Below are 23,275 nucleotides of genomic sequence, written 5' to 3' on the forward strand. Positions count from 1 at the left end.
CCGTTTGCTTTATAAGGAGATGAATCATGGTATTTACAGCTAAAAGTCCTAAAATTAACATTGAAGAAGTTCGCGCCTTGTCTAAATTAGAGGGAGCTGCTCTTGCGAGAAAAAACCAACGTGATCAGGAATTGGAAGCCATCATCCGTGGGGAAGACCAGCGTATTCTCTTGGTGATTGGACCATGTTCATCTGATAACGAAGAGGCAGTCCTCGAGTATGCTAAGCGTCTATCTGCTTTGCAAGAAGAGGTCAAAGACCGTATTTTTATGGTGATGCGTGTCTATACGGCTAAACCTCGTACCAACGGAGATGGCTATAAGGGCTTGATTCATCAACCAAATGCTAAAGAAGCACCCAGCTTGATCAATGGAATCAAGGCTGTTCGTCAGCTACACTACCGTGTGATTACCGAGACTGGTATGACAACAGCTGATGAGATGCTCTACCCAGAAAACCTTCCTTTAGTGGATGATTTGATTTCTTATATGGCTGTTGGGGCTCGTTCAGTCGAGGACCAGCAACACCGTTTTGTAGCGAGCGGAGCAGATTTTTCAACAGGATTTAAAAATCCAACATCTGGAAATCTCAATGTTATGTTTAATGGGATTTATGCGGCGCAAAATAAGCAGAGCTTTCTCTTCCTCGGCAAAGAGGTAGAAACGACTGGAAATCCATTGTCTCATGCCATTCTTCGTGGCGCCTTGAATGAATATGGAAAAAATATTCCTAATTATTACTATGACAATTTGATGGATACCATTGATCAGTATGAAAAGATGGGCTTGGAAAATCCCTTTATCATCATCGATACCAATCATGACAATTCGGGCAAGCAGTACATGGATCAAATCCGTATCGTTCGCCAGACCTTGATCAACCGTGACTGGAATGAGAAAATCAAGAAATACGTTCGTGGTTTTATGATTGAGTCCTATCTGGAAGATGGACGTCAAAATGAACCAGAAGTTTTTGGTAAGTCCATTACAGATCCGTGTCTAGGATGGGACAACACAGAAGCACTTGTTCGCGAAATCTACCAAACGCTAGGAGAATAAGATGGCATTTATCGAAAAAGGTCAAGAAATTGATATTGAAGCAATCAAGGCTGCGACACAGCTGTCACCTGAAGCCTTGCGTTATAAGGAAGCACGTGATAGAGAGTTGGCAGCCATCATCTCGGGTGAGGACGACCGAATCCTTTTGGTGATGGGGCCTTGCTCTTCGGATAATGAAGAAGCAGTGCTCGAATATGCTCGTCGCTTAGCGGACTTGCAGAAAAAAGTTGCGGATAAAATCTTTATCGTCATGCGTGTCTATACGGCTAAGCCTCGTACTAATGGAGATGGCTATAAGGGCATGATTCATCAGCCAAATGCTAGTGAGGCGCCTAGTCTTATTAATGGTTTGCAGGCAGTTCGTCAGCTCCACTACCGTGTGATTACCGAAACGGGCTTAACGACGGCTGATGAGATGCTTTATCCGTCAAATCTTGTTTTGGTTGATGATTTGGTCAGCTATCATGCAGTTGGAGCTCGTTCAGTGGAAGATCAAGAGCACCGTTTTGTAGCCTCTGGGATTGATGCTCCAGTCGGGATGAAAAATCCTACATCTGGGAACCTTGGGGTCATGTTTAATGCCATCTATGCGGCTCAAAATAAGCAAACCTTCCTTTACCATGGTCAAGAAGTGGAAACTTCAGGAAATCCCTTGGCCCACGTTATTCTTCGCGGTGCCATGAACGAATACGGCAAAAATGAACCCAATTTCTACTATGAAACTCTCTTAAATGCTATCAACCGTTATGAGACCATGGAACTTGAAAATCCCTTTATCATCATCGATACCAATCATGACAATTCAGGTAAGCAGTATATGGAACAAATTCGTATTATTCGCCAATCCTTGCTGAATCGCGACTGGAATGAAAAGATTAAAAAGACGGTTCGAGGCTTTATGATTGAATCTTATCTAGCAGATGGTCGCCAAAACCAACCAGAAATCTTTGGTTGTTCCATTACCGACCCTTGTCTAGGTTGGGAAAATACAGTAGCCTTGGTAGAAGAAATTTATACTACCTTAATAAAATAAGTGAAAAGGATGGAGTTGGGGGAATCTCAACTCCTTTTGATGAGAATGATAGTTGGACATGGAATTGACATCGAAGAATTGTCTTCGATAGAAGGCGCAGTTACACGACATAAAGGATTTGCCAAGCGGGTGCTGACAACTAAGGAAATGGAGCGATTTACCAGTCTCAAAGACCGCAGACAAATCGAATATTTGGCTGGTCGCTGGTCGGCTAAAGAAGCCTTTTCCAAGGCTATGGGGACAGGGATTGGCAAACTGACCTTTCAGGATTTGGAAGTTTTGAACAATGAACGAGGGGCTCCCTATTTTAGTCAGGCACCATTTTCAGGGAAGATTTGGCTGTCGATCAGCCATACAGATCAGTTTGTGACAGCCAGTGTCATTTTGGAGGAAAATCATGAAAGCTAGTCCACATAGACCGACCAGAGCTCTGATTCATCTGGGAGCTATTCGACAAAATATTCAGCAAATGGGGGCTCATATCCCTGAAAGAACTCTCAAGTGGGCAGTGGTCAAGGCCAATGCTTATGGGCATGGAGCTGTTGCCGTTGCGATGGCGATTCAGGACGATGTTGATGGATTTTGTGTTTCCAATATTGATGAAGCCATCGAACTTCGTCAGGCTGGACTCAGCAAGAAAATCCTTATCTTAGGAGTTTCTGAAATAGAAGCTATTGACCTAGCTAAAGAATACGATATCACCTTGACGGTAGCTGGACTGGAGTGGATTCAAGAACTCTTAGCTAGGGAGACAGATTTAACTGGCTTGACTGTTCACCTCAAGATTGACTCAGGGATGGGACGGATTGGTTTCCGAGATTCCAGTGAGGCAGAGCAGGCTCAAGCCTTACTCCAACAATACGGTGCTCGCGTTGAGGGGATTTTTACCCACTTTGCTACTGCAGATGAAGAATCAGATGCCTATTTTAATACCCAGTTAGAACGATTTAAAGCTATTTTGGCAAGTATGAAGGAAGTCCCAGAGCTGGTTCATGCCAGCAACTCGGCAACGACCCTCTGGCATGCAGAGACTATTTTCAATGCAGTCCGTATGGGAGACGCTATGTATGGTCTCAATCCAAGTGGAGAGGTCTTGGACTTGCCTTATGATTTGACACCAGCCTTGACCTTGGAGTCTGCCCTTGTTCATGTCAAGACAGTTTCAGCTGGAGCTTGCATGGGCTATGGAGCAACTTATCAAGCCGATAGTGAGCAAGTCATTGCGACCGTGCCAATCGGCTATGCGGATGGTTGGACAAGAGACATGCAGAATTTCTCTGTCTTGGTAGATGGTCAAGCTTGCCCAATCGTCGGACGAGTATCTATGGACCAAATTACCATTCGTTTGCCTAAGGTTTACCCGCTAGGCACAAAAGTAACATTAATTGGTTCTAACGGCGACAAGGAAATCACAGCTACTCAGGTAGCGACCTATCGTGGAACTATTAACTATGAGGTGGTTTGCCTCCTCAGCGACCGCATTCCGAGAGAATATTATTAAAAAGAAAGGAGTGGAGCATGAATCTACATCAACCCTTGCATGTCTTGCCTGGTGTGGGACCAAAGTCAGCAGAGAAATACGCCAAACTAGGAATTGAAAACTTGCAAGACCTCTTGCTCTACTTTCCTTTCCGTTATGAAGATTTCAAAACCAAGCAGGTGCTGGAGCTGGAAGATGGCGAAAAGGCGGTTCTGTCTGGTCAAGTCGTTACTCCTGCTAGTGTCCAGTATTATGGTTTCAAGCGCAATCGTCTGCGCTTTAGCCTCAAGCAGGGAGAAGTCGTTTTTGCGGTGAATTTCTTTAACCAGCCCTATCTAGCTGATAAGATAGAGCTGGGAGCAACCCTGGCTGTCTTTGGGAAATGGGACCGCGCCAAGGCTAGTCTGACAGGGATGAAGGTCCTGGCTCAAGTAGAGGATGATCTCCAGCCTGTCTATCGTCTGGCTCAAGGAATCAGTCAGGCCAGTCTGGTCAAGGTCATCAAGACGGCTTTTGATCAGGGGTTAGACCTCTTGATTGAAGAAAATCTTCCCCAGTCTTTACTTGATAAATACAAACTCATGTCCCGTTGCCAGGCTGTTCGCGCTATGCATTTTCCCAAGGATTTGGCAGAATACAAGCAGGCCCTTCGCCGTATCAAGTTTGAGGAACTCTTTTATTTCCAAATGCAATTGCAGACGCTCAAGTCTGAAAATAGAGTTCAGGGAAGCGGTCTGGTTCTGAATTGGTCTCAGGAAAAAGTGTCGGCTGTTAAAGAAAATCTGCCTTTTGCCCTGACCCAAGCTCAGGAAAAGAGTTTGCAGGAAATTTTGACCGACATGAAGTCCGACCATCACATGAATCGTCTTCTGCAAGGAGATGTAGGGAGCGGAAAGACGGTGGTTGCTGGTTTGGCCATGTTTGCGGCGGTGACGGCTGGCTATCAGGCAGCTCTCATGGTACCGACCGAAATCCTAGCTGAGCAACACTTTGAGAGTTTACAGAACCTTTTTCCAGACTTGAAACTTGCTCTCTTGACAGGATCCTTGAAAGCTGCAGAAAAAAGAGAAGTCTTGGAGACCATAGCAAAGGGAGAGGCCAACTTGATTATCGGAACCCATGCTCTGATTCAGGATGGGGTGCAGTATGCTCGCCTTGGTTTGATTATCATCGATGAGCAGCACCGTTTTGGTGTGGGGCAAAGGCGTATTTTACGTGAAAAAGGAGACAATCCAGATGTTCTCATGATGACGGCGACTCCCATTCCACGAACCTTGGCCATCACAGCCTTTGGAGATATGGATGTTTCCATTATCGACCAGATGCCTGCGGGTCGGAAACCCATTGTGACACGTTGGATCAAACATGAGCAACTACCTCAGGTGCTGACTTGGCTAGAGGGGGAAATCCAAAAAGGTTCTCAAGCCTACGTCATCTCTCCCTTGATTGAAGAATCAGAAGCTCTGGATCTGAAAAATGCCATTGCCTTATCAGAGGAATTGGCGACTTATTTTGCAGGTAAGGCCGAAGTAGCTCTGCTACATGGTAAGATGAAGAGTGACGAAAAAGACCAGATCATGCAGGATTTCAAAGAGCGAAAAACAGATATTTTGGTTTCGACGACGGTTATCGAGGTTGGGGTCAATGTTCCCAATGCGACTGTCATGATCATCATGGATGCCGATCGGTTCGGTCTCAGCCAGCTTCATCAGCTCAGAGGTCGTGTTGGTCGGGGAGACAAGCAGTCCTATGCTGTTCTGGTCGCCAATCCCAAGACCGAATCAGGGAAAGACCGCATGCGCATCATGACAGAAACCACCAATGGATTTGTCCTTGCGGAGGAAGATTTGAAAATGCGGGGTTCTGGTGAGATTTTTGGAACCAGACAGTCAGGACTTCCAGAGTTCCAAGTGGCTGATATTATCGAAGACTTTCCGATTTTAGAAGAGGCTAGAAAGGTTGCCAGCTACATTAGTTCGATAGAAGGTTGGAAAGAGGACCCAGAATGGCGCATGATTGCTCTCCATCTAGAAAAGAGAGAACATCTGGATTAAGCCTTTTCTAAGAAATCTATAAGCTAGCTTTTAGGTTTGGGTCTTATACTAGAGTCATCAAAAAGAAACGAGGACTCTCATATGACGATTAAAGTAACCTACCAAAAGAAATTTCAGACTTTCAAACTAGAGAAAGGAGCTAGCACTTATTGATACACAAAGAGCGGAAACGCTCTTTTTATTTTTAAAACTACTTTCAGACGATAGGGTTGAGGGAGGAGAATCTAAAATCACTTTCTGTTTACCATTCTTTCTTGCATTGCTTTCTTAGATATGCTAGAGTTATGATAACGATTACAAATCAAAAGGAGCATGCTATGAAAAATCCAGCTTTGCTAGAAGAAATCAAAACCTATCAAGGAAGAGATGAGGTCCCAGAAGACTTTGATGCTTTCTGGGATGAGGAATTGAAAAAAGTTTCAGTCCTTCCTGCCTACCAGTTGGAAGAAAAGGATTTCCATATTCCTCAAGTCAAGTGCTATGAGCTAACCTTTGAGGGAACTAATGAAGGAAGAGTCTATGCACGCGTCGTCCTTCCAAAGAGTGAGGAGAAGGTTCCGATAATCTTCCATTTCCATGGGTACATGGGACGTGGTTGGGATTGGGCTGACATGCTGGCCTATACTGTGGCTGGTTACGGTGTTGTTTCTATGGACGTTCGAGGCCAGTCGGGCTATTCACAAGATGGTTTGCGCTCTCCACTAGGAAATACAGTTAAGGGACATATCATCCGTGGTGCTGTTGAAGGTCGAGACCAGCTCTTTTATAAGGATGTCTATCTGGATATTTACCAGTTGATCGAAATTGTTGCTAGTCTGCCTCAGGTAGATGAGGAAAGACTTTCTAGTTATGGTGCCTCACAAGGAGGGGCTTTAGCCCTGGTTGCAGCAGCGCTCAATCCTCGGATTCAGCGAACAGTTGCCATCTATCCCTTCTTGTCAGATTTCAGACGAGTGCTTGAGATTGGCAATACTAGTGAGGCATATGACGAACTCTTCCGTTATTTCAAGTTCCACGATCCCTTCCATGAAACAGAGGAGGAAATCATGGCGACTCTTTCCTATATTGATGTGAAGAATCTTGCCCATCGTATCAAAGGAGAGGTCAAGATGATTACGGGCTTGGATGACGATGTTTGCTATCCTATTACTCAGTTCGCGATTTACAACCGTCTGACCTGTGACAAGTCCTATCGCATCATGCCTGAGTATGCTCACGAAGCCATGAATGTCTTTGTCAATGACCAAGTCTACAATTGGCTCTGCGGCAGTGAGATTCCTTTTTCCTATGTAAAATAATAACTTTGAGAGGGCACTAGCTCTCTTTTTTATATCGAAATCCCTGAAAGTACTTTTAGAAAATTTAAAATATTAAAATATTCTTAAAAGTAAAATCTATTCTATATCAATTTAGCTATAAAGTTCAAAGTTTATTGTATAATAAGGGAAAGACATTGTGCGAAAGGAGGAAACTTTCCGCTGTTTGGTCAGAGAGTAAGAGCAGTGGACGTTTGAAGAATGGGAGGTCTCATTCAGTCGGTTACTTTCTTTTTACTTGTTTAGCTGGAGGCACTAAAAATTTTAAGAAAAAAAGAAAGCGCTTTATTTATAGAGAATATGAAAGGTAAAATATGAAGTATAGGGATTTTGATCGAAAACGACGATATGGCATTAGAAAATTTGCAGTTGGAACAGCTTCTGTACTAATTGGTACAGTTGTATTTGGAGTTTCGCCAGTTTTAGCCCAAGAACAAGCCAATGCAGCAGGGGCTAATACAGAAACTGTCGAACCTGGCCAAGGTTTATCAGAGTTGCCAAAAGAAGTGTCCTCGGGAGATCTTGCTCATTTGGATAAAGATTTGGCTGGTAAATTGGCAGCGTCTCAAGACAACGGCGTTGAGGTGGACCAAGATCACTTGAAAAAAAATGAGAGTGCAGAATCAGAAACTCCATCCTCTACGGAACCCCCTACAGAAGAAGTAAATAAGGAAGAGGAATCGGAGGATCAGGGTAGTATTCCTCGTGACTATTACTCAAGGGATTTAAAAAATGCCAATCCTGTCCTTGAAAAAGAAGATGTTGAAACCAATGCGGCAAATGGTCAGAAAGTTGATTTATCAAGTGAACTAGACAAACTAAAGAAACTTCAAAATGCTACAGTTCATATGGAGTTCAAACCAGATGCATCTGCTCCACGTTTTTACAATCTCTTCTCTGTATCCAGTGACACTAAGGAAAATGAGTACTTTACTATGTCGGTCCTTGATAATACAGCTCTTATTGAAGGGCGTGGCGCTAACGGGGAGCAGTTCTATGATAAGTATACAGATGCTCCTTTGAAAGTTCGCCCTGGACAATGGAATTCCGTGACCTTTACTGTCGAACAACCGACAGCGGAGTTACCTCATGGTCGAGTTCGTCTCTACGTGAACGGGGTATTATCTCGAACAAGTCTGAAATCTGGTCATTTCATCAAAGATATGCCAGATGTTAATCAAGCTCAACTTGGAGCAACCAAACGGGGCAATAAAACAGTTTGGGCATCAAATCTACAAGTTCGAAACCTAACCGTTTATGATCGTGCTTTAAGCCCAGATGAAGTTCAAACACGGAGTCAATTATTTGAAAGAGGTGAATTGGAACAGAAACTTCCTGAGGGCGCAAAAGTCACTGAGAAAGAAGACGTCTTTGAAGGTGGTAGGAACAATCAACCAAATAAAGATGGTATCAAGAGTTATCGTATCCCAGCTCTTCTCAAGACAGATAAAGGAACGCTGATTGCTGGAACGGATGAAAGACGTTTGCACCATTCTGACTGGGGAGATATTGGGATGGTTGTTCGTCGCAGCTCAGATAATGGAAAAACATGGGGAGACCGAATTGTAATCTCAAATCCTCGTGACAATGAGCACGCTAAACATGCAGATTGGCCATCTCCAGTTAATATTGATATGGCCTTGGTGCAAGACCCTGAAACAAAGAGAATTTTTGCAATTTATGACATGTTCCTTGAGAGCAAGGCAGTATTTTCATTGCCAGGGCAAGCTCCGAAAGCTTATGAACAAGTGGGAGATAAAGTTTATCAAGTTTTATATAAGCAAGGAGAATCAGGTCGCTATACGATTCGAGAAAACGGAGAGGTTTTCGACCCTCAAAATAGAAAGACAGATTATCGTGTTGTCGTTGACCCTAAAAAACCAGCCTACAGCGATAAGGGAGATTTGTATAAAGGGAATGAGCTAATCGGAAATATTTATTTTGAGTATAGTGAGAAGAATATTTTTAGAGTTTCCAATACCAACTACCTATGGATGTCCTATAGTGATGACGATGGGAAGACTTGGTCTGCACCAAAAGATATTACGCATGGGATTCGGAAAGATTGGATGCACTTCCTAGGAACTGGACCTGGTACGGGGATTGCCTTGCGTACTGGGCCTCATAAGGGAAGACTGGTGATTCCAGTTTATACAACAAACAACGTTTCCTACCTAAGTGGTTCTCAATCATCTCGTGTAATTTATTCAGATGATCATGGAGAAACATGGCAAGCAGGGGAAGCAGTTAATGATAACCGTCCAGTAGGCAACCAAACCATTCACTCTTCAACTATGAATAATCCAGGCGCTCAAAATACGGAGTCAACTGTTGTTCAGTTGAATAATGGGGATCTCAAGCTCTTTATGCGTGGGTTGACTGGCGATCTTCAGGTTGCGACCAGTCATGATGGGGGAGCAACGTGGGATAAGGAAATCAAACGTTATCCTCAAGTAAAGGACGTTTATGTTCAAATGTCCGCTATTCACACCATGCATGAAGGAAAGGAATACATTCTACTCAGCAATGCTGGTGGTCCTGGACGCAACAATGGTTTAGTTCATCTGGCTCGTGTTGAGGAGAATGGTGAGTTGACATGGCTTAAACACAATCCTATACAAAGTGGTAAGTTTGCTTACAACTCACTCCAAGATCTCGGAAATGGCGAATATGGTTTGCTTTATGAGCATGCGGATGGCAATCAAAACGATTATACTTTATCCTATAAGAAATTCAACTGGGATTTCTTGACCAAGGATTGGATTTCTCCTAAAGAAGCAAAAGTGAAATACGCGATTGAAAAATGGCCAGGCATTCTTGCGATGGAGTTTGATTCGGAAGTATTGGTCAACAAGGCTCCAACCCTTCAATTGGCAAATGGTAAAACAGCACGCTTCATGACCCAGTATGACACAAAAACCCTCCTATTTACAGTGGATTCAGAGGATATGGGTCAAAAAGTTACAGGTCTGGCAGAAGGTGCAATTGAAAGTATGCATAATTTACCAGTCTCTGTGGCAGGAGCTAAGCTTTCGAATGGAATGAACGGAAGTGAAGCTGCTGTTCATGAAGTGCCGGAGTACACAGGCCCATTAGGGACATCCGGTGAAGAGCCAGCCCCGACAGTAGAGAAGCCAGAATATACAGGCCCACTAGGGACAGCGGGCGAAGAGGCAGCTCCGACAGTAGAGAAGCCGGAGTACACAGGCTCATTAGGGCCATCCGGCGAAGAGCCAGCACCGACAGTAGATAAGCCAGAGTACACAGGCCCATTAGGGACAGCGGGTGAAGAGCCAGCACCGACAGTCGAGAAGCCTGAATACACAGGCCCACTAGGGACAGCGGGTGAAGAGCCAGCACCGACAGTAGAGAAGCCGGAGTACACAGGCCCATTAGGGACATCCGGCGAAGAGCCAGCACCGACAGTAGATAAGCCAGAGTACACAGGCCCATTAGGGACATCCGGCGAAGAGCCAGTACCGACAGTAGATAAGCCTGAATACACAGGCCCATTCGGGACAGCAGGTGAAGAGTCAGCTCCGACAGTCGAGAAGTCAGAATACACAGGCGGAGTTAATGCTGTTGAGGCCGCAGTCCATAAACTTCCAGAATATACAGGTTCATTAGGCACAGCGGGCGAAGAGGCAGCTCCAACAGTCGAGAAGCCAGAATTTACAGGCGGTGTGAATGCTGTTGAAGCAGCAGTCCATGAACTTCCAGAGTACACAGGCCCACTAGGTACAGCGGGCGAAGAGGCAGCTCCAACAGTCGAGAAGCCAGAATTTACAGGCGGAGTTAATGCTGTTGAGGCCGCAGTTCATGAAGTACCAGAGTATACAGACTCATTAGGTACAGCGGGTGAAGAGGTAACTTCAACAGTTGAGAAGCCAGAGTTTACAGGCGGTGTGAATGCTGTTGAAGCAGCAGTCCATGAAGCCCCTGAGTACAAAGGTGGCGTGAATGCAGCCGATGCAACTGTACATGAACTCGCAGAATATAAGGGAGCTAATTCGCTTGTGCCTCTTGCTACAGAAGATTATACTTACAAAGCTCCTCTTGCTCAGCAGACACTTCCTGATACAGGGAACAAGGAGAGTGGCTTCCTAGCTTCACTAGGACTAACAGCTTTCTTCCTTGGCTTGTTTGCAATGGGGAAAAAGAGAGAAAAGTAAGAGAATAATTCTAATCATTTTACTTTGTAAAAATAGAAGGAGATAGCAGGTTTTTCAGCCTGTTATCTTTTTCTTTCGTCTCAAGGTGTGCTAATAAGAAATTCTAAGATGTCTGAAACTACTTTCAGGATAGTCTGTTCTATAAAATAGTTTTGAAACTGAAATCTATTCTACCATAAGCTATTGAAAGCGCTTAACAAATGATATATAATAAGCCCATAGGAACAAAGAAAAGGAGGAAAGAGGATGCCACAGATTAGCAAAGAAGCCTTGATTGAACAAATCAAAGATGGAATCATTGTTTCTTGTCAGGCACTTCCTCATGAACCGCTTTATACAGAAGCGGGAGGAGTCATTCCCTTGCTAGTCAAAGCGGCTGAGCAAGGTGGAGCAGTCGGTATCCGAGCAAACAGTGTTCGCGATATCAAGGAGATTAAGGAGGTTACGAAACTCCCGATTATCGGGATTATCAAACGTGACTATCCGCCACAGGAGCCATTCATTACAGCTACTATGAAAGAAGTTGATGAGTTGGCTGAACTAGATATTGAGGTCATTGCTCTGGATTGTACCAAACGTGAACGTTACGACGGTTTGGAAATTCAGGACTTCATCCGAAAAGTCAAAGAAAAGTATCCACATCAACTCTTAATGGCTGATACTAGTACTTTTGAAGAAGGAATAGCAGCGGTCGAAGCAGGGATTGATTTTGTTGGAACAACCCTATCAGGTTATACTTCTTATAGTCCGAAAGTAGATGGTCCAGACTTTGAACTAATCAAAAAACTCTGCGATGCCGGTGTGGATGTCATAGCTGAAGGAAAAATTCATACACCAGAACAAGCCAAACAAATCCTTGAATATGGGGTACGAGGCATTGTTGTCGGTGGAGCTATTACTAGACCAAAAGAGATCACGGAACGCTTTGTTGCTGGTCTTAAATAACATAATCTCAAAACAGAGGAGAGTGGTCGATGCGTCGGATAAAATGAAAACGTATACAAATAGAAGCTTACTCACTATCCAATATGGACACGCTTATCAATTAGGAGAATACAAATGAAATTTAGAAAACTAGCTTGTACAGTACTTGCAGGTGCTGCGATTCTTGGCCTTGCTGCTTGTGGGAATTCTGGTGGAAGTAAAGATGCTGGAAAATCAGGAAGCGATAGCGGAAAAACAGAAATCACTTGGTGGGCATTCCCAGTCTTCACACAAGAAAAAACTGGTGACGGTGTTGGAACTTATGAAAAATCAATCATCGAAGCTTTTGAAAAAGCAAATCCAGATGTAAAAGTGAAATTGGAAACCATTGACTTCAAGTCAGGTCCTGAAAAGATCACAACAGCTATAGAAGCAGGAACAGCGCCAGACGTACTCTTTGACGCACCAGGACGTATCATCCAATATGGTAAAAATGGTAAATTGGCTGAGTTGAATGACCTCTTCACAGACGAATTCGTCAAAGATGTTAACAACGAAAACATCGTACAAGCAAGTAAGGCTGGCGACAAAGCTTACATGTATCCAATCAGTTCAGCACCATTCTACATGGCAATGAACAAGAAAATGTTGGAAGATGCTGGAGTTGCAAACCTCGTTAAAGAAGGTTGGACAACTGATGACTTTGAAAAAGTTTTGAAAGCGCTTAAAGATAAAGGCTACACTCCAGGTTCATTGTTCAGTTCTGGTCAAGGGGGAGACCAAGGAACACGTGCCTTCATTGCAAACCTTTATGGCGGTTCTGTAACAGACAAAGACGTAACGAAATATACAACTGACGATCCTAAATTCGTCAAAGGTCTTGAAAAAGCTGCTAGCTGGATCAAGGATGGTCTATTGAACAACGGTTCACAATTTGACGGTGGAGCAGACATCCAAAACTTTGCTAACGGTCAAACTTCATACACAATCCTTTGGGCTCCAGCTCAAAACGGTATCCAAGCGAAACTCTTGGAAGCAAGTAAGGTAGAAGTGGTAGAAGTACCATTCCCATCAGACTCTGGTAAACCAGCTCTTGAATACCTTGTAAACGGATTTGCAGTATTCAACAACAAAGACGACAAGAAAGTCGCAGCAGCTAAGAAATTCGTTCAATTCATCGCAGATGACAAAGAATGGGGGCCTAAAGACGTTGTTCGTACAGGTGCCTTCCCAGTTCGTACATCATTTGGCAAACTTTATGAAGACAAACGTATGGAAACAATCAGTAGCTGGACTAAATACTACTCACCATACTACAACACAATCAACGGATTTGCTGAAATGAGAACACTTTGGTTCCCAATGTTGCAATCTGTATCAAATGGTGACGAAAAACCAGCAGATGCTTTGAAAGCCTTCACTGAAAAAGCTAACGAAACAATCAAAAAAGCTACAAAACAATAAGCACTAAGTCAGATTGATTCCCCCTTTTCCCTGTGCACTAAGGTGTAAGAAAAGGGGGACTTTTGTTTGAAATGTAAGGAACTGTCACGAAATTAAAATGAAGTTCTTACATAAGCGAATCTTAAAAAATTTCATTTTGATTTTAAAACAGTTCAAGAAAATCAAAAAAATTCTATTTGAAAGAGAGGTGCCGACTGTGAAAGTCAATAAAATTCGCATGCGGGAAACAGTGATTTCCTATGCTTTCTTAGCACCAGTATTATTCTTCTTTGTGATCTTTGTCTTGGCTCCTATGATTATGGGATTCATTACAAGCTTCTTTAACTACTCCATGACCAGCTTTGAGTTTGTTGGATTGGATAATTACATTCGTATGTTTAAAGACCCTGTCTTTACCAAGTCTTTGATCAATACCGTTATCCTAGTTATTGGATCAGTTCCAATTGTGGTTCTCTTCTCGCTCTTTGTAGCATCTCAAACCTATCATCAAAATGCGATTGCTAGATCCTTCTATCGTTTCGTATTCTTCCTTCCTGTAGTTACAGGTAGTGTTGCCGTAACGGTTGTATGGAAATGGATCTATGATCCACTATCAGGGATTCTAAACTTTGTCCTCAAGTCAAGTCATATCATCAGCCAAAACATTTCTTGGTTGGGTGATAAAAACTGGGCTTTGCTAGCGATTATGATTATCCTTTTGACAACATCTGTTGGTCAACCGATTATCCTTTATATCGCTGCCATGGGAAATATTGATAACTCACTAGTTGAAGCAGCGCGTGTTGACGGTGCGACTGAGTTCCAAGTGTTCTGGAAGATCAAATGGCCTAGCCTTCTTCCAACAACTCTTTACATCGCGATTATTACGACCATCAACTCATTCCAGTGTTTCGCTTTGATTCAGCTCTTGACATCTGGAGGTCCAAACTACTCAACAAGTACCTTGATGTACTATCTTTACGAAAAAGCCTTCCAATTGACCGAATACGGCTATGCCAATACTATCGGTGTCTTCTTGGCAGTGATGATTGCCATTGTCAGCTTTGCTCAATTTAAGATCCTCGGAAACGACGTAGAATACTAAAGAAAGGAGACAGTTATGCAACCTACACAAAAGAAACCTTTAACAGCTTTCACTGTTATTTCAACGATTATCTTGCTCTTGTTGACCGTGCTGTTCATCTTTCCATTCTACTGGATCTTGACAGGGGCCTTCAAATCACAGCCTGATACCATTATGATTCCACCACAGTGGTTCCCTAAAATGCCAACCATGGAGAACTTCCAACAACTCATGGTGCAAAACCCTGCTATGCAGTGGATGTGGAACTCTGTATTTATCTCACTGGTAACCATGTTCCTAGTCTGTGCAACCTCTTCTCTAGCAGGTTATGTTTTGGCTAAAAAACGTTTCTATGGTCAACGCATCCTCTTTGCAGTCTTTATCGCTGCCATGGCACTTCCAAAACAAGTTGTCCTTGTACCATTGGTACGTATCGTCAACTTCATGGGAATTCACGATACACTTTGGGCAGTTATCTTGCCTTTGATTGGATGGCCATTCGGGGTCTTCCTGATGAAACAATTCAGTGAAAATATCCCTACAGAATTGCTTGAATCAGCTAAAATCGACGGTTGTGGTGAGATTCGTACCTTCTGGAGCGTAGCCTTCCCTATCGTGAAACCAGGATTTGCAGCCCTTGCAATCTTTACCTTCATCAATACTTGGAACGACTACTTCATGCAGTTGGTTATGTTGACTTCACGTCAAAACTTGACCATCTCACTCGGGGTTGCGACCATGCAGGCCGAAATGGCGACCAACTACGGTTTAATCATGGCGGGTGCAGCTCTTGCAGCCGTGCCAATCGTAACCGTCTTCCTTGTCTTCCAAAAATCCTTCACTCAAGGGATTACTATGGGAGCGGTTAAGGGATAAGAAAAGTAAACTAGTATATCAAGGCTGCGGAAGTGGTCTTGACATGCTATGGAAATATAGAGTTATAAGTGTCTACAAAATGTTGGGTATTTTCTTGCCTTAGAGATTTTGTCAGACACTTATAAACTTAATCTATGATTTTAGTTAACTATCAGAAACGAAGGAAACAGTATGATTTTTGACGATTTAAAAAATATCACCTTTTACAAAGGGATTCATCCCAATTTAGATAAGGCTATCGACTATCTCCACCAGCACCGTAAGGATTCTTTCGAACTCGGTAAGTATGAGATTGACGGGGACAAGGTCTTTCTAGTTGTGCAGGAAAATGTCCTCAATCAAGCTGAAAATGATCAATTTGAGCATCATAAGAACTATGCAGATTTGCATTTGCTGGTAGAAGGGCATGAATATTCGAGCTACGGTTCACGTATCAAAGACGAGGCGGTAGCATTCGATGAAGCGAGCGACATTGGTTTTGTCCATTGTCATGAACGCTACCCACTATTGTTGGGCTATCACAATTTTGCGATTTTCTTCCCAGGAGAACCGCACCAGCCAAATGGCTATGCAGGTATGGAAGAGAAGGTCCGCAAATATCTCTTTAAAATTTTGATTGATTAAAAGAATCAGGAGGAGCAAACATGGCACAAAAAGGAGTAAGCCTTATCAAGGCAGCATTTGATACAGACAATTTTCTCATGCGTTTCAGTGAGAAGGTTTTGGATATCGTGACAGCCAATCTTCTTTTTGTCGTCTCTTGTTTGCCCATCGTGACGATTGGAGTGGCAAAAATCAGCCTCTACCAAACCATGTTTGAGATTAAGAGAAGCAGACGGGTACCAGTCTTTAGAACTTATCTAAGGGCCTTCAAGCAAAATCTGAAACTGGGGCTTCAGTTGGGTCTGTTAGAGTTGGGCATTGTGTCATTAAGCTTTCTAGATCTCTATCTCTTCTGGGGACAGACAACTTTGCCTTTCCAGCTTGTGAAAGCTATTTGTTTGGGGATTCTCATCTTCCTCACTCTGGTGATGCTGGCTAGTTATCCCATCGCTGCGCGCTATGATTTGTCTTGGAAAGAAGTGTTGCAAAAAGGGCTTATCTTGGCAAGTTTTAACTTTCCATGGTTCTTCCTCATGTTAGCCATTCTCTTTCTTATTGTGATGGTTCTTTATCTATCCGCCTTCACTCTCCTTTTGGGTGGGTCAGCCTTTATCCTCTTTGGTTTCGGTTTGCTAGTCTTTCTCCAAGCAGGTTTGATGGAGAAAATCTTCACAAAATACCAGTAGGATGAGGTGTTTCTGAAACTACTTTCAATCGTTACAGTTTCTAAAATACAAGTAGAAACTAAAATCTAAGTGTATACAAGATATTGAAAGCGATTTTCACAAGGTGTATACTAAACTTGTAAAGAATAGAACTGCTCTCAGCAGAAAAAAGAAATCTTAGGAGAAAATCTATGTCAGATTTGAAAAAATATGAAGGTGTCATTCCAGCCTTCTACGCATGTTATGATGATCAAGGAGAAGTCAGTCCAGAGCGTACCCGTGCCTTGGTTCAATACTTCATTGATAAAGGTGTTCAAGGTCTTTATGTCAATGGTTCTTCTGGTGAATGTATCTACCAAAGTGTGGCAGACCGCAAGTTGATTTTGGAAGAAGTCATGGCAGTTGCCAAAGGGAAATTGACCATCATTGCTCACGTAGCTTGCAACAACACAAAGGATAGTATGGAACTTGCTCGCCACGCAGAAAGTTTGGGTGTAGATGCCATTGCAACGATTCCGCCGATTTACTTCCGTTTGCCTGAGTACTCAGTTGCCAAATATTGGAATGACATTAGTTCTGCAGCACCAAACACAGACTATGTTATCTACAACATTCCTCAATTAGCAGGTGTTGCTTTGACTCCAAGTCTCTACACTGAAATGTTGAAGAATCCACGTGTTATCGGTGTTAAGAACTCTTCTATGCCAGTTCAAGATATCCAAACCTTTGTGAGCCTTGGGGGAGAAGACCATATCGTCTTTAACGGTCCAGATGAGCAGTTCCTAGGCGGACGCCTCATGGGTGCTAAAGCTGGTATCGGTGGTACATATGGTGCTATGCCAGAACTCTTCTTGAAACTCAATCAGTTGATTGCTGAGAAAGACTTGGAAACAGCGCGTGAATTGCAATACGCTATCAATGCAATCATTGGCAAACTCACTGCTGCACATGGAAATATGTACGGTGTGATCAAAGAAGTCTTGAAAATCAATGAAGGTTTGAACATTGGTTCAGTTCGTTCACCATTGACGCCAGTAACCGAAGAAGATCGCCCAGTTGTAGAAGTAGCTGCTCAATTGATTCGTGAAACCAAGGAGCGCTTCCTCTAATCCATAAGGAGGTATTTATGACACACTACGTTGCAATTGATATTGGTGGAACCAACATCAAATATGGTTTGATTAACCAAGAAGGCCAACTTGTTGAATCGCATGAAATGCCAACTGAGGCGCAAAAGGGTGGACCCCATATCTTACAAAAGACAAAAGATATCGTTTCTAGCTATTTAGAAAAAGGCCCAGTAGCAGGTGTTGCCATTTCTTCAGCGGGAATGGTGGATCCTGATAAGGGTGAGATTTTCTATGCCGGCCCGCAAATTCCTAACTACGCAGGAACCCAGTTCAAAAAGGAAATCGAGACTAACTTTAATATTCCTTGTGAAATTGAAAATGATGTCAACTGTGCAGGTCTTGCTGAGGCGGTTTCTGGCTCAGGTAAGGGAGCGAGTGTCACTCTTTGCTTGACCATTGGAACAGGTATCGGTGGTTGCTTGATTATAGATGGGAAAGTCTTCCATGGATTTAGCAACTCAGCTTGCGAAGTCGGTTATATGCATATGCAGGATGGAGCTTTCCAAGATTTGGCTTCTACGACAGCCTTGGTAGAATATGTGGCAGCAGCTCATGGTGACTCAGTCGACCAGTGGAATGGCCGGCGCATTTTTAAGGAAGCTACCGAAGGAAACAAGATCTGTATGGCTGGCATTGACCGCATGGTAGATTACCTTGGGAAAGGTCTGGCAAATATTTGCTACGTTGCCAATCCAGAAGTGGTCATTCTCGGTGGTGGTATCATGGGGCAAGAGGCTATCCTCAAACCGAAGATCCGTACAGCCTTGAAGGCGGCCTTGGTACCAAGTCTAGCTGAAAAAACACGATTAGAATTTGCCCATCACCAAAATACAGCAGGGATGTTGGGAGCCTATTATCATTTCAAAACAAAACAATCCTAGTTTGGAACTATAGAATTAAGAAGAACTTTTAATCACTACTTGAGTGAAAAATGTTTTGCTTAATTCTTTTTTTATTGAAAAATTTGAGCGAAAGGAGGTAATCGTGAGAAACTAGGAGAAAATAACCGCCTTGCATGAGAAGTTAAGCCGAGATGATGAACTACAAAGCGAGAGCAATTCTATCATCAATTTAATTGATATTTAGCTTGAGTAAATGAGAAAATGTGGAAAAATGATATAATGAGATGGACGAGAAATTGACAAATTAGAATTTGTAAAGGTGAGAAAAATGCAATGGCAACCTATTCACCTTAAATCAAAATACTATAAAATTACGAGGAGATGGTAAGATGAATAATTATATAAAATTAAATGAAGATAGGTGGAATAATGTAAAAAATGACTATACTGAGCCATTGACACATGAAGAATTAGAAGAAGTTAGAAAGTATCCAATTTCTGTTGCCTTAACTGTTGGGAAACAAGTTCCGACAGAATGGTTTGAAAAAGCCAAGGGAAAAAAGATATTAGGGTTAGCTTGTGGTGGTGGACAACAGGGTCCAGTTTTTGCTCTAAAAGGTTATGATGTCACCATCATGGATTTTTCCACATCACAATTACAAAGAGATGAGATGGTTGCTAAAAGAGAAGGCTTAAAAATCAATACAGTTCAAGGCGATATGACCAAACCATTTCCGTTTGAAGATGAAACTTTTGATATTGTTTTTAATCCGGTTTCAAATGTATACATAGAAGATTTAGAAAACATGTATAAAGAAGCCTCTCGAGTATTGAAAAAGGGCGGTTTGTTAATGGTCGGATTTATGAACCCTTGGATATACATGTATGATGCTGATACTGTATGGGACAAACCCAATGAGGAATTACTTTTAAAGTTTTCAATACCTTTTAATTCAAAAGAGCTTGAAGAGGAAGGCAAAATCACCATCAATCCAGAATATGGATATGAATTTAGCCATACCTTAGAAACTCAGATCAGAGGACAACTTAAAAATGGTCTCGCTATGATTGATTTTTATGAATCGTGTGACAAAAGACATCGATTATCACGTTATGGAAATGACTACATCGCTACACTCTGCATTAAACTATGATATTTTAGAACGTACTTCTGAAGAATAGCTCATTTTATTTTACGATTAGAATTTCCCATACCCAAAATACCGCAGGGATGTTGGGTGCCTATTATCATTTTATACTCAATGAAAACCAAAGAGCAAAGTAGGGAGCGAGCCATAGGTTGCTCAAAGCACAGCTTTGAGGTTGTAGATAAGACTGACGAAGTCAGTTACCTATACGTACGGCAAGGTGAAGCTGACGTGGTTTGAAGAGATTTTTGAAGAGTATTAAAACAAAACAATCCTAGTTTGGCTGGACCAAACTAGGATTTTCTAACGCGTTTTTGTCTACGATAGCCGTTGAGTTTTTTATTTTCCCAATAGCTGTTAAAGATTTTTTCCTTGCTCTCGCGATTAATTTCCAAAAAGTAGGCATAAATCAAATCTATTAAAATGAGCATAGGGAGTTGAGCGGAAATACGCTGGATGTAAGAAGATTGACTATGGCTTGCCACAAGGACCGTTTCGGTATAAGCCTGACTATTTTTGTTTGGTGCGCTGGTAAAGAGGATGGTCTTGGCGCCCATTTCCATGGCATCCAACAAACTATCGAGGACGGATTGGGTAGTGCCTGATAGGGAAAAACCAAGTACCAAACAGTTTTCATCCATGATGCTAGTCGTCCATGCAAAGCCATCCTGATCGGTCAAGGCTTCACAGACCACACCTAGACGCATAAAACGCAGTTTCATCTCACGGGCAATCAGACCAGAACTTCCCGTTCCAAAAAAGTAAACCCGTTCAGCATCATCGATTAATTGGGCAACTCGTTCCAGTTGTTCTTCGTCGATCAAATTCTGTGTTTGTTCTCGCATGATACTGTAGCTTCGCAAAACACGTTTGGTCAACGGACTGTGTTTGTGCGAATGAGTGTCTTGTTTGTCGGCCTGGTGCTGGTATTGAAAAACAAATTCTCGATAGCCAGTAAAGCCACATTTTTTTGCAAAACGGGTAAGAGCAGCTTGGGAAACATGCAGTTTTTGAGTAACTTGTTGAGATGATAGATCATCCATAATCGTATCTACCTGCAAGAAATAACGAGCGATTTCCTGCTCTAACTCTGTTAATTCTTCAAAATGAAGATCAATAATAGTTGCGATATCCTGCTTTTTCATGGAGCTCCTTTTCATGAGTCAAACTCTTAAAAGTTGACGATTGCCTGCTTATTAACATCATTATATCATAGAAGATAGGATAACTAAATAAAAAGGCATTTTCAGATAAAAGTCAAAAAATACTTCTCCTTTTCCAAGAGTTTCTCCGTAAAATATGATACAATGAAAAGTACTGAGCTTCACCCGTTTGCTCTATTATTTTAGCTGAAAATGAAGGTGAAAATCGGAAATTTTTCTAGAAAAGAGTCTTAGTTGTATGAGAAAATTTAATAGCCATTCGATTCCGATTCGGCTTAATTTACTGTTTGCGATTGTTATCCTGCTGTTTATGACCATTATCGGTCGATTGTTATACATGCAGGTACTGAATAAAGATTTCTATGAAGCAAAGTTGGCATCAGCCAGCCAGACTAGGGTGACAACCAGTTCAGCTCGAGGGCAGATTTATGATGCAGCAGGGAAACCCTTGGTAGAAAACACTGTCAAGCAAGTTGTTTCTTTCACCCGAAACAATAAGATGACGGCAGCTGAATTGAAGGAAACAGCCAAGAAACTTCTCACATATGTAAATGTAACCTCCCCTGATCTGACAGATCGTCAGATTGCAGACTATTATTTGGCTGATCAGGACATTTACAAAAAAACAGTCGAGGCTCTTCCAAGTGACAAACGCCTAGATTCAGATGGGAATCGCTTATCAGAAGCGACTCTCTACAATAATGCAGTTGAAAGTATCGATGTGAGTCAGCTTAACTATACGGATGACCAGAAAAAGGAAATCTATCTCTTTAGCCAGCTCAATGCTGTTGAAAATTTTGCGACAGGAACCATTTCTACGGATGCCTTGGATGATACTCAGGTCGCTCTCGTCGCATCAGCATCCAAGGAATTACCAGGGATCAGCATTTCAACTTCATGGGACCGAAAAGTACTAGACACTTCTCTATCGTCTATCGTCGGTAGTGTTTCAAGTGAAAAGTCAGGTCTTCCAGCTGAGGAAGTTGACGCTTATCTCAAGAAAGGCTACTCTCTCAATGACCGAGTGGGAACTTCTTATCTTGAAAAGCAATATGAAGATGTCCTCCAAGGCAAACGCTCCGTCAAAGAAGTGCATCTCGACAAACATGGAAATATGGAAAGTGTGGAAAATGTCGAGGAAGGAAGCAAAGGAAACAATATCAAACTAACGATTGACCTAGCTTTCCAAAATGGAGTGGATGACCTGCTTAAGAGCTACTTCAACTCCGAGTTGAGTAATGGTGGCGCCAAATATTCGGAAGGAGTCTACGCAGTCGCTCTCAATCCTAAAACAGGTGCAGTTCTAGCCATGTCTGGTATCAAGCATGATGTTGAATCAGGCAAACTGAGCTCAGACTCTCTAGGCACAGTCACTAACGTCTTTGTGCCAGGTTCTGTTGTCAAGGCGGCAACCATCAGCTCTGGCTGGGAAAATGGAGTTTTGTCAGGCAATCAAACCTTGACAGACCAGCCGATTGTTTTCCAAGGTTCAGCTCCTATCAATTCATGGTATACCTTGTCCTACGGTTCTTTTCCTATCACAGCGGTTGAAGCCTTGGAATACTCATCCAATACCTACATGGTGCAAACAGCTCTGGGAATAATGGGACAGACCTATAAACCCAATATGATGGTAGCAACGAGTCGATTAGATACAGCTATGGGCAAATTGCGGTCAACCTTTGGGGAATATGGACTCGGAGCTTCAACAGGGATTGACCTCCCAGATGAATCCACAGGATTTATACCAAAAGAATTTGATTTAGCCAACTATCTAAATAATGCTTTTGGTCAGTTTGATAACTATACTCCGATGCAGTTAGCCCAGTATGTCGCAACCATTGCAAACAATGGTGTGCGTTTAGCTCCTCACATCGTTGAAGGGGTTTATGGAAACAATGACCAAGGTGGCTTAGGTAGTCTGGTTCAAGAAACATCCACCAAGGAACTGAACAAGGTCAATATCTCAGAATCAGATATGGCTATCTTGCAGCAAGGTTTCTATCAAGTTTCGCATGGAACGAGTGCACTGACAACTGGTCGTGCCTTTTCAAATGGTGCAGCCGTATCCATCAGCGGGAAAACGGGTACTGCCGAAAGTTACGTTAATGGTGGTCAAAAAGCCAATAATACCAACGCGGTCGCCTATGCACCGACCGAAAATCCCCAAATCGCGGTCGCAGTCGTCTTTCCTCATAACACCAACCTAACAAATGGTGTCGGACCTTCAATTGCGCGTGATATTATCAACCTCTATAACCAACACCATCCAATGAATTAGAAA

18 protein-coding genes and 1 pseudogene are annotated in these 23,275 nt (G+C 42.6%); 18 read left to right on the forward strand and 1 reads right to left on the reverse strand.

Annotation, left to right across the window (positions count from 1 at the left end; all coding sequences use genetic code 11):
• Nucleotides 1-26: 26 nt before the first annotated feature.
• The 17 genes and pseudogenes from M1F97_RS01235 (at nt 27) to M1F97_RS01310 (ending at nt 19,834) form a co-directional block, all read left to right on the forward strand.
• Nucleotides 27-1,058, forward strand: coding sequence for a 3-deoxy-7-phosphoheptulonate synthase (locus M1F97_RS01235; protein ID WP_247943928.1), 1,032 nt, complete (start codon nt 27-29; stop codon nt 1,056-1,058).
• Nucleotide 1,059: 1 nt separating this feature from the next.
• The gene (locus tag M1F97_RS01240; protein WP_247943929.1) at nt 1,060-2,091 is read left to right on the forward strand and encodes a 3-deoxy-7-phosphoheptulonate synthase; all 1,032 of its coding nucleotides are present in this window, start codon (nt 1,060-1,062) and stop codon (nt 2,089-2,091) included.
• Nucleotides 2,092-2,136: 45 nt separating this feature from the next.
• A complete protein-coding gene (gene acpS / locus M1F97_RS01245; RefSeq protein ID WP_247943930.1) occupies nt 2,137-2,499 on the forward strand; it encodes a holo-ACP synthase in 363 nt (120 codons plus the stop codon).
• Nucleotides 2,489-3,592: an alanine racemase gene (gene alr / locus M1F97_RS01250; RefSeq protein ID WP_247943931.1), complete on the forward strand. Its 1,104-nt coding sequence runs from the start codon at nt 2,489-2,491 to the stop codon at nt 3,590-3,592. The genes acpS and alr overlap by 11 nt, the downstream gene beginning before the upstream one ends.
• A 17-nt stretch (nt 3,593-3,609) precedes the next feature.
• A complete protein-coding gene (recG, locus tag M1F97_RS01255; RefSeq protein WP_247943932.1) occupies nt 3,610-5,625 on the forward strand; it encodes an ATP-dependent DNA helicase RecG in 2,016 nt (671 codons plus the stop codon).
• Nucleotides 5,626-5,942: 317 nt separating this feature from the next.
• Nucleotides 5,943-6,923 (forward strand): acetylxylan esterase, encoded by a 981-nt coding sequence (locus M1F97_RS01260; protein WP_247944309.1) that lies wholly within the window; start codon nt 5,943-5,945, stop codon nt 6,921-6,923.
• Between the two features lie 332 nt (nt 6,924-7,255).
• Nucleotides 7,256-11,113, forward strand: coding sequence for an SIALI-17 repeat-containing surface protein (locus M1F97_RS01265; protein WP_247943933.1), 3,858 nt, complete (start codon nt 7,256-7,258; stop codon nt 11,111-11,113).
• Between the two features lie 246 nt (nt 11,114-11,359).
• Nucleotides 11,360-12,058, forward strand: a complete 699-nt coding sequence (locus M1F97_RS01270) for an N-acetylmannosamine-6-phosphate 2-epimerase (RefSeq protein WP_169446401.1) — start codon at nt 11,360-11,362, stop codon at nt 12,056-12,058.
• A gap of 114 nt (nt 12,059-12,172) precedes the next feature.
• Nucleotides 12,173-13,501, forward strand: a complete 1,329-nt coding sequence (locus tag M1F97_RS01275; protein WP_247943934.1) for an ABC transporter substrate-binding protein — start codon at nt 12,173-12,175, stop codon at nt 13,499-13,501.
• Nucleotides 13,502-13,718: 217 nt separating this feature from the next.
• Entirely contained in the window at nt 13,719-14,585 is an 867-nt protein-coding gene (locus M1F97_RS01280) for a carbohydrate ABC transporter permease (protein ID WP_001209417.1), read from the forward strand.
• Between the two features lie 15 nt (nt 14,586-14,600).
• Nucleotides 14,601-15,440 (forward strand): carbohydrate ABC transporter permease, encoded by an 840-nt coding sequence (locus tag M1F97_RS01285; RefSeq protein ID WP_001183243.1) that lies wholly within the window; start codon nt 14,601-14,603, stop codon nt 15,438-15,440.
• 171 nt (nt 15,441-15,611) lie between these two features.
• Nucleotides 15,612-16,064 (forward strand): YhcH/YjgK/YiaL family protein, encoded by a 453-nt coding sequence (locus tag M1F97_RS01290; protein WP_061417199.1) that lies wholly within the window; start codon nt 15,612-15,614, stop codon nt 16,062-16,064.
• Nucleotides 16,065-16,084: 20 nt separating this feature from the next.
• A complete protein-coding gene (locus tag M1F97_RS01295; RefSeq protein WP_247943935.1) occupies nt 16,085-16,729 on the forward strand; it encodes a YesL family protein in 645 nt (214 codons plus the stop codon).
• A gap of 170 nt (nt 16,730-16,899) precedes the next feature.
• Entirely contained in the window at nt 16,900-17,817 is a 918-nt protein-coding gene (locus M1F97_RS01300; protein WP_247943936.1) for a dihydrodipicolinate synthase family protein, read from the forward strand.
• Nucleotides 17,818-17,834: 17 nt separating this feature from the next.
• Nucleotides 17,835-18,719, forward strand: a complete 885-nt coding sequence (locus M1F97_RS01305) for an ROK family protein (RefSeq protein ID WP_247943937.1) — start codon at nt 17,835-17,837, stop codon at nt 18,717-18,719.
• A 121-nt stretch (nt 18,720-18,840) separates the two neighbouring features.
• A pseudogene (locus M1F97_RS09200) lies at nt 18,841-18,909 on the forward strand (recombinase family protein); the annotation flags it as partial.
• A 160-nt stretch (nt 18,910-19,069) separates the two neighbouring features.
• Complete coding sequence (locus M1F97_RS01310) at nt 19,070-19,834, forward strand: class I SAM-dependent methyltransferase (RefSeq protein ID WP_169446392.1); 765 nt, start codon at nt 19,070-19,072, stop codon at nt 19,832-19,834.
• A 287-nt stretch (nt 19,835-20,121) separates the two neighbouring features.
• On the opposite strand, the gene M1F97_RS01315 is transcribed toward M1F97_RS01310, so the two are convergent.
• Nucleotides 20,122-20,973, reverse strand: coding sequence for a MurR/RpiR family transcriptional regulator (locus M1F97_RS01315; RefSeq protein WP_247943938.1), 852 nt, complete (start codon nt 20,971-20,973; stop codon nt 20,122-20,124).
• Nucleotides 20,974-21,229: 256 nt separating this feature from the next.
• Between M1F97_RS01315 and pbp2b the strand changes: the two genes are divergently transcribed.
• On the forward strand, nt 21,230-23,272 hold the full coding sequence (pbp2b, locus tag M1F97_RS01320; RefSeq protein WP_247943939.1) for a penicillin-binding protein PBP2B: 2,043 nt from the start codon (nt 21,230-21,232) through the stop codon (nt 23,270-23,272).
• Nucleotides 23,273-23,275: the final 3 nt, after the last annotated feature.

This window comes from Streptococcus oralis (assembly GCF_023110435.1).
Lineage (GTDB): Bacteria > Bacillota > Bacilli > Lactobacillales > Streptococcaceae > Streptococcus > Streptococcus oralis_CF.

What these genes read in the sequence shown, in the direction of transcription:
- M1F97_RS01235 (WP_247943928.1), top strand. Translation starts at nt 27, where the DNA reads ATGGTATTTACAGCTAAAAGTCCTAAAATTAACATTGAAGAAGTTCGC.
- M1F97_RS01240 (WP_247943929.1), top strand. Translation starts at nt 1,060, where the DNA reads ATGGCATTTATCGAAAAAGGTCAAGAAATTGATATTGAAGCAATCAAG.
- acpS (WP_247943930.1), top strand. Translation starts at nt 2,137, where the DNA reads ATGATAGTTGGACATGGAATTGACATCGAAGAATTGTCTTCGATAGAA.
- alr (WP_247943931.1), top strand. Translation starts at nt 2,489, where the DNA reads ATGAAAGCTAGTCCACATAGACCGACCAGAGCTCTGATTCATCTGGGA.
- recG (WP_247943932.1), top strand. Translation starts at nt 3,610, where the DNA reads ATGAATCTACATCAACCCTTGCATGTCTTGCCTGGTGTGGGACCAAAG.
- M1F97_RS01260 (WP_247944309.1), top strand. Translation starts at nt 5,943, where the DNA reads ATGAAAAATCCAGCTTTGCTAGAAGAAATCAAAACCTATCAAGGAAGA.
- M1F97_RS01265 (WP_247943933.1), top strand. Translation starts at nt 7,256, where the DNA reads ATGAAGTATAGGGATTTTGATCGAAAACGACGATATGGCATTAGAAAA.
- M1F97_RS01270 (WP_169446401.1), top strand. Translation starts at nt 11,360, where the DNA reads ATGCCACAGATTAGCAAAGAAGCCTTGATTGAACAAATCAAAGATGGA.
- M1F97_RS01275 (WP_247943934.1), top strand. Translation starts at nt 12,173, where the DNA reads ATGAAATTTAGAAAACTAGCTTGTACAGTACTTGCAGGTGCTGCGATT.
- M1F97_RS01280 (WP_001209417.1), top strand. Translation starts at nt 13,719, where the DNA reads ATGCGGGAAACAGTGATTTCCTATGCTTTCTTAGCACCAGTATTATTC.
- M1F97_RS01285 (WP_001183243.1), top strand. Translation starts at nt 14,601, where the DNA reads ATGCAACCTACACAAAAGAAACCTTTAACAGCTTTCACTGTTATTTCA.
- M1F97_RS01290 (WP_061417199.1), top strand. Translation starts at nt 15,612, where the DNA reads ATGATTTTTGACGATTTAAAAAATATCACCTTTTACAAAGGGATTCAT.
- M1F97_RS01295 (WP_247943935.1), top strand. Translation starts at nt 16,085, where the DNA reads ATGGCACAAAAAGGAGTAAGCCTTATCAAGGCAGCATTTGATACAGAC.
- M1F97_RS01300 (WP_247943936.1), top strand. Translation starts at nt 16,900, where the DNA reads ATGTCAGATTTGAAAAAATATGAAGGTGTCATTCCAGCCTTCTACGCA.
- M1F97_RS01305 (WP_247943937.1), top strand. Translation starts at nt 17,835, where the DNA reads ATGACACACTACGTTGCAATTGATATTGGTGGAACCAACATCAAATAT.
- M1F97_RS01310 (WP_169446392.1), top strand. Translation starts at nt 19,070, where the DNA reads ATGAATAATTATATAAAATTAAATGAAGATAGGTGGAATAATGTAAAA.
- M1F97_RS01315 (WP_247943938.1), bottom strand. Translation starts at nt 20,973, where the DNA reads ATGAAAAAGCAGGATATCGCAACTATTATTGATCTTCATTTTGAAGAA.
- pbp2b (WP_247943939.1), top strand. Translation starts at nt 21,230, where the DNA reads ATGAGAAAATTTAATAGCCATTCGATTCCGATTCGGCTTAATTTACTG.